The organism is Larkinella sp. C7, assembly GCF_006149005.1.
Classification (GTDB): Bacteria; Bacteroidota; Bacteroidia; order Cytophagales; family Spirosomataceae; genus Larkinella.
The window spans coordinates 365420-379940 of record NZ_VBSL01000002.1; the positions used below are offsets into that span (position 1 = coordinate 365420).

At 53.4% G+C, this 14521-nt stretch carries 10 protein-coding genes; 4 read left to right on the plus strand and 6 right to left on the minus strand.

Annotated elements, in window-relative coordinates:
* Positions 1–6: 6 nt before the first annotated feature.
* The 3 genes from FH871_RS06700 (at position 7) to FH871_RS06710 (ending at position 3572) form a co-directional block, all read left to right on the plus strand.
* Positions 7–1962, plus strand: coding sequence for a glycoside hydrolase family 127 protein (locus FH871_RS06700; RefSeq protein WP_138990583.1), 1956 nt, complete (start codon positions 7–9; stop codon positions 1960–1962).
* A gap of 200 nt (positions 1963–2162) precedes the next feature.
* Positions 2163–3002, plus strand: coding sequence for a helix-turn-helix domain-containing protein (locus FH871_RS06705; RefSeq protein ID WP_138990585.1), 840 nt, complete (start codon positions 2163–2165; stop codon positions 3000–3002).
* Between the two features lie 57 nt (positions 3003–3059).
* Positions 3060–3572 carry a dihydrofolate reductase family protein gene (locus tag FH871_RS06710; protein WP_138990587.1) on the plus strand — a complete coding sequence of 171 codons (513 nt, stop codon included), beginning with the start codon at positions 3060–3062 and terminating at the stop codon, positions 3570–3572.
* Between the two features lie 146 nt (positions 3573–3718).
* On the opposite strand, the gene FH871_RS06715 is transcribed toward FH871_RS06710, so the two are convergent.
* From FH871_RS06715 to FH871_RS06735, 5 genes are all read right to left on the minus strand, one after another.
* The gene (locus tag FH871_RS06715; protein ID WP_138990589.1) at positions 3719–4789 is read right to left on the minus strand and encodes an AI-2E family transporter; all 1071 of its coding nucleotides are present in this window, start codon (positions 4787–4789) and stop codon (positions 3719–3721) included.
* A 192-nt stretch (positions 4790–4981) separates the two neighbouring features.
* Positions 4982–7468, minus strand: a complete 2487-nt coding sequence (locus tag FH871_RS06720; protein ID WP_138990981.1) for a TonB-dependent receptor — start codon at positions 7466–7468, stop codon at positions 4982–4984.
* Positions 7469–7691: 223 nt separating this feature from the next.
* Positions 7692–8492 carry a LytTR family DNA-binding domain-containing protein gene (locus tag FH871_RS06725; protein ID WP_138990599.1) on the minus strand — a complete coding sequence of 267 codons (801 nt, stop codon included), beginning with the start codon at positions 8490–8492 and terminating at the stop codon, positions 7692–7694.
* On the minus strand, positions 8489–9622 hold the full coding sequence (locus FH871_RS06730; RefSeq protein WP_138990601.1) for a sensor histidine kinase: 1134 nt from the start codon (positions 9620–9622) through the stop codon (positions 8489–8491). Before FH871_RS06730 ends, FH871_RS06725 begins: the two co-directional genes overlap by 4 nt.
* Before the next feature lie 388 nt (positions 9623–10010).
* Positions 10011–11387 (minus strand): L-serine ammonia-lyase, encoded by a 1377-nt coding sequence (locus FH871_RS06735; protein ID WP_138990602.1) that lies wholly within the window; start codon positions 11385–11387, stop codon positions 10011–10013.
* A gap of 118 nt (positions 11388–11505) precedes the next feature.
* Between FH871_RS06735 and FH871_RS06740 the strand changes: the two genes are divergently transcribed.
* Positions 11506–13620 (plus strand): PQQ-binding-like beta-propeller repeat protein, encoded by a 2115-nt coding sequence (locus FH871_RS06740; protein ID WP_138990604.1) that lies wholly within the window; start codon positions 11506–11508, stop codon positions 13618–13620.
* A 9-nt stretch (positions 13621–13629) separates the two neighbouring features.
* On the opposite strand, the gene FH871_RS06745 is transcribed toward FH871_RS06740, so the two are convergent.
* Positions 13630–14508, minus strand: coding sequence for an SDR family oxidoreductase (locus tag FH871_RS06745; protein WP_138990606.1), 879 nt, complete (start codon positions 14506–14508; stop codon positions 13630–13632).
* Positions 14509–14521: the final 13 nt, after the last annotated feature.

Genomic DNA, 14521 nt, shown 5'->3' on the forward strand with positions numbered 1-14521 from the left:
CAACCTATGAAAAATTCGTTTTGGTTTTTAGCGGTTCTTTTAGCCACGCAGGTTGCTCTTGCGCAGGAGTATCCGATTACCGCCGTTCCGCTTTCGAAGGTCAAAATTCAGCCCGGTTTCTGGTACAACCGCCTGGAAGCGGCCCGCAACGTCACCATTCCGCACGCGTTCCATAAGATTGAAGAAACCGGCAAACTCGACAATTTCGCCGTGGCCGGTGGTCTGAAAAAAGGGACATTCAACGGCATTCGATTCGACGAATCCGACGTGTATAAAGTCGTAGAGGGGGCCGCGTATACGCTCCAGAATAAGTATGATCCCAAACTCGATCGCTACCTCGACAGCCTGATTACGCTCTTCGCGGCTGCTCAGGAACCGGACGGGTATATTTACACGATCCGGACGATTTTCAAAGACAGCACGGGTTTAAAAGACTGGATTGCCGGACCAAGCCGGTATTCGTTCGAAAATGGCAGTCACGAACTCTATAACGTGGGTCACCTTTATGAAGCCGCCATCGCCCATTTTCAGGCCACCGGCAAACGCACCCTGCTGGATGTGGCCATCAAAAATGCCAACCACCTCGTTAAAACCATCGGACCAAAACCGGGGCAGATGATCGTGGTGCCGGGCCATGAAGAGACGGAAATTGCCCTCGTTAAATTGTACCGCTTAACCGGTGAAAAAAGTTACCTCGATCTGGCCCGTTTTTTTGTCGATATGCGCGGCAGGGGCGATAAACGGTCGTTGTACCAGGATGCCCACAACCTGGGGCCAACGTATTTTCAGGACCTGAAACCGGTTGTCCAGCAAACCGAAGCGGCTGGTCACGCTGTCCGGGCGCAATACTTATATGCCGCCATGACCGATCTGGCAGCCATTCAGCACGATCAGCCGATTCTGGATGCGGTCATGAAGATTTGGGAAGATGCCACAACCCGCAAGCAGTACATCACGGGGGGCGTGGGCGCGCGTGAAAACGGCGAAGCTTTTGACGAACCGTATGTGCTACCCAACGACGCGGCTTATGCCGAAACCTGCGCGGCCACGGCCAATCTGCTCTGGAACCACCGCCTGTTTCTGTTGACCGGCGAATCCAAATACATGGACGTTTTCGAGCGGGTGTTGTACAACGGTTTTCTGGGGGGCGTCTCGATTGAAGGCAACTCGTTTTTTTACGTCAATCCGATGTCATCGAACGGTAAAAAAGACTTCAGCAACGGCGAACCGGCCCGGCGCTCGCCCTGGTTCGGCATCAACTGCTGCCCAAGCAATGTCGCCCGGTTTTTGCCGTCGCTGCCGGGTTACATCTATGCGATTCGCAACAACGAGCTGTTTATCAACCTCTTTGCCGATAGCCGGACGGAGATTCCCATGCATGATGTGCCGGTTACCATTCAGCAGCAATCGAATTACCCGTGGGATGGCGCCATCAAGATGACGGTTTCGCCCAAAAAGGCCGTGGCCTTTCCGCTTCTGATCCGTGTTCCGGGCTGGGCTACCAACCAACCCATGCCGGGAGATCTGTACCGGTATGTGACGCAAAACGCGCCTTCGATGAAGCTGACAATTAATGGAAAAGTGACGCCAGTCACAGTTGAAAAAGGCTATCTGAAATTGTACAGAACCTGGAAAACCGGTGATGTACTGACGCTGACGTTTGATATGCCGGTTCGGGAAGTAGTGGCGAATGAGAAAGTGAAAGCCACCAAAGGGAAAGTGGCCATCGAGCGTGGTCCGATTGTGTATTGTGCCGAAGGAGTAGACAACAACGGGCAGGCACTTGGCATTACTACTGCTGTCAATCAGTCTTTTACACCAGAATTTCGAAAAGAGTTGCTGGGTGGCGTAACGGTTTTGAAATCGGCAGGAGCCAAACCGGTTACGCTGATTCCGTATTATGCCTGGAACAACCGGGGCGCTACCGAAATGGCAGTTTGGTTTGGTTCAATAGGAAAATAACGGGATTTGAAAAACTGCCGCGCTATTTTCCATCCGTTAAAATTCGGCCAACTTAGACGTAGCGAATCACGAAAAGTAACGCAGGGAGCGTTACTTTTTTTATTTTATTTTTTTTCGGCATCAAACACGCACCATTTCTTTCCAAAGAAACTTACCGAAAACGGCTGGTGTTGACCGGAGAAGAACCGCCAAAAATTTGCATGAACGTCATTGTCCAGGAACCGCCCGAATCCCTTCGCTTGTTCGTTCACAAGCTCTGGCACATTTCGGCGGATCACATCGATCAACAGGACATTTGCCTGCCGGTTATGCAGTACGAGTTGATGTTCAATTTTTCGGAACACTTTTCGGTCAGCGATCCGAACGACGCTTTGATTATTCAAGACGAAGAAAACTGGGTCAGCGGGTTGTATACGCGTCCGCAACGCACCGTAACGTCGGGTAAGCACGAAACCTTCGGCGTTTTTCTGAAACCCTGGGCCTTGCAATCGCTGACGGGAATTCCAGCCTCGGAACTAACCAATCAAATCGTTTCGGGAAATACCGTTTTTCGCCAGTCGATGGATGAACTCAACGAACGGATGCAGGAAGCACCAACCGCCGGTGAGAAACTGGCCCTGCTCGAACGGTTTTTGACCAAACGCCTGACCGACAAAGACATTCCGGCTTATGTGGTTTATGCGGTCGACTTTTTGCAGCGAAGCCGCTGGCACGATGGAATTATCAAAGCGCTGGCCCAAGACCTGCGAATCAGCCCGAAATCGCTCACCCTGGCGTTTAAAAAGCACATCGGCATCTCTCCGGGGCGGTTTTTGCATCTGCGACTGCTCAACGATCTCACGACCGATTTAGCTCAAAAACCGTATCAGTCGCTCACGGAACTCGCCCATCAGCACGGTTTTTTCGACCAGGCCCACCTGAATCATCTCTTTAAATCCCTGACGAATCTGACTCCGGGCGACTACCGTGACTATGTTCTGTCGGGTGCCATCGACTCTACATCACCCTGTTACATTCGGGCCTCACCAGATCGCGGGTAATTTTTATACAATTCTTCGAAGTGGCTGCTGCGTACTTTTGCCTCAAAAACAAATACAATGAGAAATGTAAAACTGTACATCGCGACGAGTTTAGACAGTTACATTGCCGGACCGAACGGCGAAATCGATTGGTTGTATACCGAAGGAGAGTTTGGATACAACGCGTTTATGGAAACCGTCGATACGACGCTAATGGGGTATGAAACGTACAAACTGATCGAAACCTTTGGTGATTTTCCGTATAAATCCCAGACGAATTACGTCTTTACCCGAAACCCAAACCGACCCGAAGCCGCTTACGTCCAATTTATCGCAAGGGATGTGGTGGCGTTTGTTCAGGATTTGAAACAACAGGCAGGGAAAGACATTTTCCTGGTGGGCGGTGGGCAAATCAACGCCCTTTTACTCGAAGCCGGGCTCATCGATGAGCTTCAGGTGTTTGTCCACCCGATTATTCTGGGAAAAGGCATTCCGATGTTCCAGCCGACGGAAAAACCGCATCCCTGGCAGTTGGTGGAAACCAAAACCTATGAGCGGGGACTCGTGGAGTTGCATTACGTAAAAGGCTAAGACCCGGCTGGATTAGCATTTCAATTCCCCTGAAAACAAATGAATCATAAATGAAAAATGATGAATGCAGAATGTTAAAGTGCTGGGTCAGATAGTACTTTAACATTCTGCATTCATCATTTTTCATTTATGATTTCTAGTAAACCTTATTGTACTGTCCGCTCTGCCTTTTTCTCCAGCACCTTTTCTTCCCGGGCGGCTTCCAGGCGCAATTTGCCGTTCTGGCGTTCAAAAACCTTGAAGAGCACCATGAAATAGGCCAGCAAAAGCGGTCCAATGACCAGACCCAGAATGCCGAAGATGGGTACGCCCAGCACGATACCGGTTAAGGTGACGAACGGGTGAACATCGCCCATGCGCTTGGCCAGCATGACCCGGAGCAGGTTATCGACGTTGATGATCACCACCGCTCCGACCACCAAAATACCGATTCCGTCACCGGTATTGCCCTGTGAAATCATCAGAATACCGGCGGGTCCCCAGACAATGGGCGTTCCGAGAATCGGAATAAAGGCAAAAAAGAAAGCGACCGTACCCCAGAAAACCGCATCGGGTACCCCAAAAATCCAGAGGGTCAACCCGGTCAGAATCGACTGAACCAGCGAAACCAGTGCCTGCCCCAAAATGTTGGCATTCACCATATTTTTCAGATCCTCCCCCAACTCATCGAGCGTGTCATCTTCAAAGGGCAGGTATTTACGCAGGCCCTTCAGAAATTTTTCTTCCTCCATAAAAATGAAGTACAAGCCGACGTAGAGCAACCCCAGCGAAATAATGACATCCAGGGTACCACTCAGAATGGAAGGAAACTGCTGGCTGGCAAAACCGGCGCTCTGCTTCACCAGGTTCTTGATGTTGGCCTGATCGGTCAGTTGAATCCCGGTGGCTTTTTCCAGTTTTTCGATCAATTGCAGAATTTGATCGGTGTGCTGGCTGTAATACTGAATCCGATTGATTAGTAACAGGCTCAGTGCCAGAAACGGCATGATAATCACCACAACCGAAAAAAGGATGAGTAAAATGGTGACCAACAGTCGGTTCCATTTCCGCTTGTGAACCAGATTGGTGAACCAGGGGCGGAAAATGACGTAAATAATCCCGGACCCCAGAAGGGCAATGGTGTATTGACGCAGTCCTATCAAGATAAACCCGGCAATAATAATCAGGCTGACAATTAAAAGAACGCGCTGCTGCTTGGGGGTATAAATGGTGGCCATCGGCGGTTGAAAAATGAAATATACCGTATAAACTCGGTTTGTTACGCCTTTTGTTTAAACGGTCTGATACATGATGCAACTTTTACAACGGCTGATCCCCTCTTCCGCAACGTCCGCTACTTAGCGGGCGGGTAAAAAAACGGCAGATCGGAGCAATCCGATCTGCCGACAATAGGCCCTTCCAAACGAACGTTAGTTTACATCACCTTTCACATCGTCGTTGTTCACGGACTTGCTTTTCTTCCTTTTCTCTTCAAACGTCATTTTTCCAATGCGGTAGGAGAACGTTACCTTCACATTCTGGTTGTACAGATTCATGACACTCGTCTGGGAAAGCAGGGGCGAATCGAGCGTCGTACGCATCGCTACGCCATTCCCCAGGAAGTTTTCAGCCGCCAGCCCAATGCTGCCGCGCTTGTTGGCGAAATCCTTTTTCACACCCAGCGAATACAGATACATCCCGCCCATCGTTCCCTGCAACTGCGGCTGTGGACTGCGGTAAAATCCGAATCCCTGAATCCCCCAGCCTTTGTTGAGCGTCCACTGCGACATCAGCCGTCCACCAATGCTTAGTCCCTGATTACTAATCTGCTGCGAGCGCCCGTCGACTCCGGCCGTCATACCCTGCATGTATACATAATAACCGTCCAAACCGCCGTTGATGCTCCATTTGGAGGTCAGATTGGTGTTAAAAAACAGGTTGGCCCCAAACGTCCGCTGCACACCGATGTTCTGAAACGTCGTGATGATGCTCCCCGCCAGCGTATCCGATGGCAGCCGGATTTGCGTCAGGGCGTTGTTGGTCAGGCGACCAAACAGGGCGGCATTCAGGTACGTTTTCCTGATGGTCGAGCTGATGCTCAGTTCCACGTTGTCCGTCAATTCCGGCCGCAGGGTTGGATTTCCGACGCTGATGTTTTGCGGATTGGCCGCGTTGGGGTTCGGGTTCAACTGCTGCAAACCGGGCCGCTGAATCCGGCGGTTGTAGGCAGCTTTTACCGTTGCTCCCCCCTTCAAACTTTTCGATACGTTGATGCTCGGCACCAGGTTGCTGTAACTCGGAATGGCCAGGGATGTCGTTTCGTTGCTGGTGGCCGTGATGCCGGTGTGTTCGTAGCGCGTCCCGACTTTGAAGGTATATTTTGTGGGCGTCACGTAGGTGTACGACACGTAACCCGCTCCAATGTTTTGCGAATAATTGAGCGAACCGGATGGATTGGTTGGGTCAAAAACCAGGTCGCCGGTGGTACCGCCCACTTGATACTGATAGCGGCTATCCACCTGACGCATAATCGCTTTCGCACCAAATTCCAGCAACTGGTTCTTCCGAATCGGCGTTTGGTAGTCGGTTTGGAGGGTGATTTCCTGGTTGGTGTTGTTATTCAGGTTCCGTTGACGGGCGGTCAATTCTCCGCCGTTGTTCAGCAGGTCAGCGTAAAAATTATTCACCAGACCGGTGCGGCTGTATTGCGTCGAAATGCTCCACTCTTGCTGCGGTTTGAACGTGCGGATGTAATCCAGGTTAATATCCACCGAGTTCGATAAATCTTTCCGGTCGACATCGCGGTTGGTTTTGCCCTGCAACGAATCCCCGAAATAGGTGCTGGTCAACTGGTTTTGCTCCTGAACAAAATTCCGGGTGCCGTACCGAATATTGGCCGTCAAAGACTGGTTTTTAGCCAGATCGTAGTCCAGACCCAGCGTATATTGACCGAAAAGTGGTTTATCGAAAGCCGTAGCCTGCTGGCTGGTTCGCATCGTAACGCCACCGATCAGCGTCGTCTGGTCGAGGCTCGACGACGCCCGGTTGTAGAAAGCCCGGCCAAAACCGCCCAGACTGATGCCCAGTTTCCCCTGCCGAAACGACCCGTTCAGTCCCAGATTTGACCCGCGAATCCCGGCTCCGGCGTCGACGTTCAGCGTCAAACCGTGCAGCGTATTCTTTTTGGTCACAATGTTGATGATCCCGGCGGCTCCCTCGGCATCGTACTTGGCCGACGGGCTGGTGATCACCTCCACGGATTTGATCATGTCGGCGGGTAATTGCTTCAGCGCATCGGCAACGCTGCTGGCAACAATGGTCGACGGTTTGTTGTTGATCAGCACCCGAATATTCTGGCTACCCCGCAGACTCACATTGCCGTCCAGATCTACCGACAGCATCGGAACCCGTTTCAGCACGTCAGTGGCATCACCGCCTTTGGTTGTAACGTCTTTGTCGGCATTGTATACCAGCCGGTCCACTTTCTCTTCAATCATGGGCGCCTGTCCGGTAATGACGACTTCGTTCAACTGGCGGACATCGGGCTGAAGTTGCACCTTTCCAACATTTAACTCCGTGCCTTTGGCGATGGTGATCGTTTTGGAATCTGTGTTTTTGTAGCCGATGAACGAATACTGAAGGCGGTATTGACCGGGGGCCAGTTTGGTCAGCGAGAATTTCCCTTTTTCGTCTGAAGTCGTTCCGTCGATGGGCTTGTTGGTGGCGGGATTGATCAGCGCAATGGTGGCGAACTCAACCGGTTTGCCGGAGGTCGAATCGATCAGCATACCGGATATCTTACCATTTCCTTTGGGTGCCTCCTCGGCTACACCGGTAAATTCTTTCTTCTTCTTTTCATCCTGACCGCCGAAGCCACCACCCGGAGGACCGCCCCCGGGAGGGCCAAACTGGGCCATGGCAGCCGTGAGACCGGCGAAGAGAAATACGGCGAGGAGGGCCGGGCGAATGGTTGAAGGAAATCCTTTGGTTTTCATGATAGACCTGCGTTGTCTTGGCAGGTTACAAAGGTTGCCGCCGGAAATTCCTTGGGAAAAAGAATGTTGCAAAACCGGGATTTTCGGTCGCTGAATCGGCGGTTTTCGGTGCAGAATGCCGACCGATGTCGCTCCGAAAAATCGCCTATTTTCCCAGCCATTCTTTCAAATCCGCAATCCGGTCTCCGCTGACGAACGCTTCCAGCCGGGATTTGGGTTGCAGATCGAGCCGCCACTTTCCGGCCGAATAGGTATGAATCGTCTGAATCGCGGGTAAAGACACCAGAAACTGCCGGCTGATCCGAAAGAATTGTTTGGGGTTGAGCAGCGTCGTTAGCTTGTCCAGGCTGTAATCGACGGGCAGGGTGGCGCCGTCTTTGGTTACCAGAAATGCCATGCGTTCGTCGAGGAAAAAATACGCAATTTCACTCGTTTCTACGCTCCGGATTTTCGACCCGACAGTAATCATAAAGCGGTCTTTGTAGGTTGTTTCCTTGAAAGCCCCCAGCATCCGAACCAAGGCGTCCATGTCCGGTGCTACCATCGGAACTGCCGGTGGTGCCGACGAAGGTTGAGCGAACTGCTCCTTCAGTTTTTTATACTTGGTAATGGCGGCAACCAGTTCGTCGTAACTAATGGGTTTCAGCAAGTAGTCGATGCTATTGACCTTAAAAGCCTGAATCACATACTCATCGAAAGCCGTCGTAAAAATAATCGGCGTCGTCAGCTTCACCTGCTCGATGACCCGAAACGCCAGACCGTCCTGCAGATGGATGTCCATAAACACCAGATCCGGTTTTTCCGGCTGGGGTTGGCTGAACCAGGCCACGGCTTTTTCGACCGATGGCAACGTAGCCAGCACCCGGATTTCGGGATCGTAGCGATGCAGCAGGCTTTCCAGTCGCTGGGCCGTCAGTCTTTCGTCTTCCAGAATAACTACCTTCATGCGATAAGCGGTATTTTAACCACAAAAGCGCCGTCCTGCTCGCCCACCCACACGGGTTGTTCGGTCAGGAGCGCGTAGCGGTTGATGATGTTCTGTAAACCCACCCCCGTCGAGTGTTCCAGTTGCTCGCGCGGCTGAATCCGGTTCGAAACCACGAGGTACTCGCCCTCGGTTTTGATCCAAACGTGCTGCGGCATTTCGGGCGTCATCCGGTTGTGTTTCACCGCATTTTCGACCAGCAGTTGCAAGGTCAACGGCGCGATGCAATACTGATCAACGGTTTTTTCAGGAATGTCGATCAGGACGTCGAAACTGTCTTCAAAGCGGATTTTGAGCAAAAAAGTGTAGGATCGAATGAAATCCAGTTCGGTTTTCAGCCGGACTTTGTCGTTGTCTTTTTGCTCCAGAATATACCGGTAGGCCCGCGAAAGCTGGTCGATAAACTGTTCCGACAAATCGGCATCGACATGGACCAGCGATGAAAGAATGCTCAGGCTGTTGAACAGAAAGTGCGGGCTGATCTGGTTTTTCAAAGCCGCCAACTGGGTCAAAACCGCTTCCTTTTCCAGCCGCTCCGCGCGAATCTGAATGTCTTTTAGTCGTCGGTTGGCCCGGCGATTGGCCGACAAATAGAAGATCGACAGCATGATCACGATGGACAAACCGTTGTTGGATCGCTCGAAAAACTCCCAGCGGTGTGGCCGATTGGGCCGTTCCTCCGTCGGTGGCTGGTCTGAAGCCGGCCGGTGGGTACCCACTTCCGGTCGCGGAATGAACCGGACCAATTGATGCCGGGCCTGATCCCCCGCCAGATTCAGCCCCATGCCGGCGGTAATCGCCAGCAACAACGCCAGCACCTGCATCGGCAATTTGAAATCGACCAGAAACTCCTCGCCAAAGCGGATGGACGTCCGATCCAGAATGATTTCCGTGATGTAAATCCAGACGTAGTAAATCGCAAACGTCACCACACCCTGCCCCAATAGAAACGGCAGGGATTGCACCAGAAACGCCCAGTTTCGTTCCGGCAGGTTGACGTACAACAAAATGGGGTAATAGATCACCAGCACGCTCAAAGCGAGTTGCGCAATCTGGCGGGAGGTTAACCGGTAGGCCGTTTTCGGATTCATGCACCACGAAGGTCCATCATGAGGCTGGTAATGTAAAAAGAAAATTGCAGAGTACGGCTTCTGGCTGTCCGAACCGGCGGTTTAGGGACCGGAATCCAAATTCATCTCCAACCATCCCCGAAGCCTGAAAGGCTTTCATCACTAGCCCCGGCGGTAGGCCGGGGGGACATGGGGCGATATGCCGGGGGATCAGGGCGGTAGGCCGGGGAAAACCGGGGCGGTAGGCCGGGGAAAATCGGGGAAATATGCCAGGGAATTGCGGAGAAACGGAATACCTCATCACACACAACAACCCCTCCCCGAATTCCGATCCTACCCATGACCATGCCCCCCCGGCCTACCGCCGGGGCTAGTGATGGAAGCCTTTCAGGCTTCGGGGACGGTTGGTTTAGCATTCGGTAGCGCTGAGTGCCAGACCGGCTTCCGAGGTTTCCTTGTATTTGGTAGACATGTCGCGTCCGGTGGCTTTCATGACCTTGATGACGGCATCCAGCGAGATTTTCTGGTTGGCGGGCGTTCCGGCGGTGGCCAGCAAAAAGGCATTGTAGGCTTTGACCGCGCCCATCGCGTTGCGCTCGATGCACGGAATCTGGACGTAGCCGCCAATCGGGTCGCAGGTCATGCCGAGGTGGTGCTCGATGCCGATTTCGGCGGCCGCTTCGATGGCTTCGATGGAATGCCCGGCGCATTGGGTCAGAAAAGCCGCTCCCATCGCCGACGCGGTGCCAATTTCGCCCATGCAACCCATTTCCGCCCCCGAAATACTCGCGTTGTGTTTCACCAGAAAACCGACAGCGGCTGCGGCCCACATCCCCGCCCGAAGGGTTTCCTTGCTGTAATGAAAATGGTGTTTGGCCAGATAGGTCAATCCCGGAATCACGCCCGATGCACCGGACGTCGGGGCGGTCACGACAATACCGCCAGCCGCGTTTTCTTCCGAAGCCGCCAGGCAATACGAGTTCAAAAAGATCAGAAAACTATCCGACGACTGTGCCAAACCCCGCGCCTGCTGAAACAAAACCGGCGCTTTCCGTCGCAGTTTGATCGAACCCGGCAAGGTACCGGTATGCCGCAGGCCCCGCCGAACGGCCTTGTGCATGAAGTCCAGAAGCTGATCGATCCGGAGGTTGATCTCTTTGGCCGGACGGCCCGTTACGGCGGTTTCGTTCGCCAGCATCAATTGCTCCAGTGTGAGTTGGTGATCCGCCAGGCGGGTTTTCAATTCCTTCATCGTCTGATACTTATACGGCAACTGGATGGCGGATTGATCGACGGCCTCCTCCCCTTTCCGCAGAATAAAACCGCCCCCAATCGAGTAATATTCCTCCTCATAAAGCCCGTTCCCATTCGCTACCAGTTGAAATACGACGGTATTGGCATACGGCGACTCGTACTTTTTTCGCTCAAAATGGATGTGTTCCGCACCCAGGCCAAACGTCCGGTTTCCCACCACCACCGGATATGTCACCGCTGGCTCTTTCAACATTGCCAGCAAAGCCACCGGGTCGGTCGATTCGGGTTGCCAGCCCAGCAAACCGGCCACAATGGCGCGGTCGGTGCCGTGGCCTTTGCCGGTTGCACTCAGTGAACCATACAAATAAATATGAATCGAATCCGCGGATTCTACCGTGGCCTCGGGAAGGTGCCGCAATCGCTCCAGAAAATCAAAAGCCGCCTTCATCGGACCAATCGTGTGTGAACTCGACGGGCCGGGGCCGACTTTAAACAAATCGAAGATGGAAGTGGTAATGGGCGAATTATTCATGAAATAGCGTCAGGAATGTCGATGAAGTTGTATATTTCCGAACCTTTTTACGGGTAACCGGTGGCTTTTTTGTCATCATATAGAAATCAATAGCACGATTCGTGCTTTCCTAAACCGAATGAAACGTTTTTTATTCCCTGCGGCTGTTCTGCTGGCGGCTTCGTTGACCGCGGCCCGGTTCTTCTCCGACGCCCTCCAACCACCCGCTTCCTCCCGCGAATGGCCCGAATACCTCGGCGGCCCCGACCGGAACCATTACTCGCCACTCGACCAGATTAACGCTTCCAACGTCGGTAAGTTACAAATTGCGTGGGAATATCATTCCAAAGATTCCGGGCAGGTGCAGTGCAATGCCATTATTGTTGACGGAACGTTATACGGCATCACGGCTTCCTGTCAGGTGTTTGCGCTCGATGCGGCAACGGGGCAGGAAAAGTGGCGGTACAAAGAAGCCAACCGGGGCGGAGTCAACACCACCCGGGGTGTCACCTATTGGAGTAACAACGACGACAAGCGCATTCTCTTCGCTTCCGGCTCCAACCTCTGCGCCGTCGATGCCCGAACGGGCGTTCTGATTCCCAGCTTTGGGACGGATGGGAAAGCCAGCCTGAAAGCCGGTTTAGGTCCTACCGCTGCCGATAAGTTTGTCATCTCCAATACGCCCGGAACGATCTTTGGCGATGTGATCATCATGCCGTTGCGGCTCTCCGAAGGCTCGGATGCGGCCCTGGGCTACATTCAGGCTTTCAATGTCAAAACCGGAAAAATCGCCTGGGTTTTCCGGACGATTCCAAACCCCGGCGAATTCGGTTATGAAACCTGGCCGAAGGACGCCTATAAAAATACCAACATCGGTGGAGCCAACAACTGGTCGGGCATGTCGATCGATCGCCAGCGCGGCATCGTGTATGTTCCGACCGGCTCGGCGGCTTTCGACTTTTACGGCGGCAACCGCAAAGGCCAGAACCTGTTCGCCAATTGCCTCCTGGCCCTGGACGCCAAAACCGGGAAACGCATCTGGCATTACCAGTTTGTTCACCACGACATCTGGGACCGCGACCTGCCCGCCCCGCCCAATCTAATCACCATCAAAAGTCAGGGCAAAACCGTCGATGCCGTCGCGCAGATCACCAAAACCGGACACGTTTTTGTTTTTGACCGCGTAACCGGAAAACCGCTTTTCCCAATCAAGGAAACGCCGTATCCGAAATCACCCCTGCCTGATGAGTACACCTGGCCGACGCAGCCCGTTCCGACCAAACCGGCACCTTTTTCCCGGCAGACCATTTCCGAAGCGGATTTAAGCCCACTCGCCGAAAACCGGGATTCGTTGCTGGCGACCTACCGACGTTCTAAAGTCGGCCCGTACCAACCGCTCGGCAAAACCCCGACGCTCGTGTATCCCGGTCTGGACGGCGGGGGTGAATGGGGCGGTGCCGCCGTCGATCCCGATGGCATTATGTACGTGAATGCCAATGAAATGGCGTGGCTGCTGAGTCTGCGCGATACGCCGAAAGACGAAGAACTGGCCCACCTGAGTCCGGGCGAAAAACTGTATACACTCAACTGTGCGGTTTGCCACCGGCCAGACCGCAAAGGCAATCCGACCAGTGGTTATCCCTCGCTGGTCAACATCGGGCAACGCCGGGATCGGGAGTTTGTCAGTAAACTCATCACGACAGGCAAAGGCATGATGCCCGGTTTTACGCGGTTTTCCGAATCCGAGAAACAGGCGCTGACGTTCTTCCTGTTCGGTGATGAAAAGGTAGAAGCGACCTCCGCCAAACCCGGCAAAAAGGAACCGTATGTCCCCTATAAATTCAACGGTTATACCAAATTCCTGGACAGCAAAGGCTACCCCGCTATCCGCCCGCCCTGGGGAACGCTGACCGCCATCGACCTCAATACGGGTGAACACCTCTGGCAAAAACCGTTCGGCGAACTGAAAGAACTGACCGCCAAAGGCATTCCACAAACCGGGGCCGAGAGTTACGGCGGCCCGGTCGTCACGGCCAGCGGTTTGCTGTTCATTGCCGCCAGCAAAGACGGCATGTTCCGGGTCATCGACAAAAAAAACGGGGCGGTTTTGTGGCAAACCGAACTCCCGGCGGCCGGGTATGCGACGCCCAGTACGTACGAAGTGAACGGCAAACAATACATTGTCATCGCCTGTGGCGGCACCAAGTTGGGGACGAAAAAAGGCGACAGTTACGTGGCCTTTGCGTTGCCGTAGGTTCGCGGATCAGGAAAAAACCGTGGCGTAATCCCGCACAAAACTTTTGAAATCGCGGGCCGGTTTACCCGTCACCTCCTGAATGGCCGAAGAAACCGCCGAGGCTTCCCCGCGGGCATAATGGGCGTAGTCTTCCAGTAAACCATCGGCCTGCCATTCGGGAAAACCTACCGACAGCAGAGCCTGCTGCAAATGGGCGGGCGGCACATCAAGGTAGGCAACCGGTCGGCCCAGGACGTCGGAAAAATGAGCCGCCATCTGCTGATGCGTCAAGGCTTCGGGACCGGTCAGGTCATAAATTTTGTTTTCGTGGCCCGGCCTGGTCAAAGCTTCGACGGCCACGGCAGCAATGTCCCGGATGTCAACGATGCTGATTGGGGCCTTACCCGCCGTGGCAAAGAATTTCCCCTGATGCACGATGGAATCGCGAAAACCCAGCAAAGCCTGCATGAACAGGTTCGGTCGCAGAAAGGTAAACGCCAGCCCGGATTCACGGATTTTTTGCTCGACGACGGCATGATACCGCAAAAACCGGACGGGCGAATGAAGGTCGGCAGCAAATTGGGAAAGTTTTACAATATGCTTTACTCCAGTCTGTTGCGCTACTGCCACAAAGTTCATTTGCAGCGTTTCCGCCTGTTCCGACGAGTTGGTGAGCAGAAAAGCCCGTTCGATACCGTCCAATGCGCGCACCAGGCTTTCGGCATCGTTCAAGTCGCCGACCACCAGTTCGGCACCGTCGAGTTGCGCCAGCTTTTTGGCATTTTCCAGAGAACGCACCAGTGCGCGGAACGGGGTGCCTCTGGCGGAAAGGTGGGTGGCAAGTTCGGACCCAATCGTGCCAGTGGCACCCGTAATAAGAATCGAAGGGGAGGTTGACTGTGTCATGGTTGTGTTAATT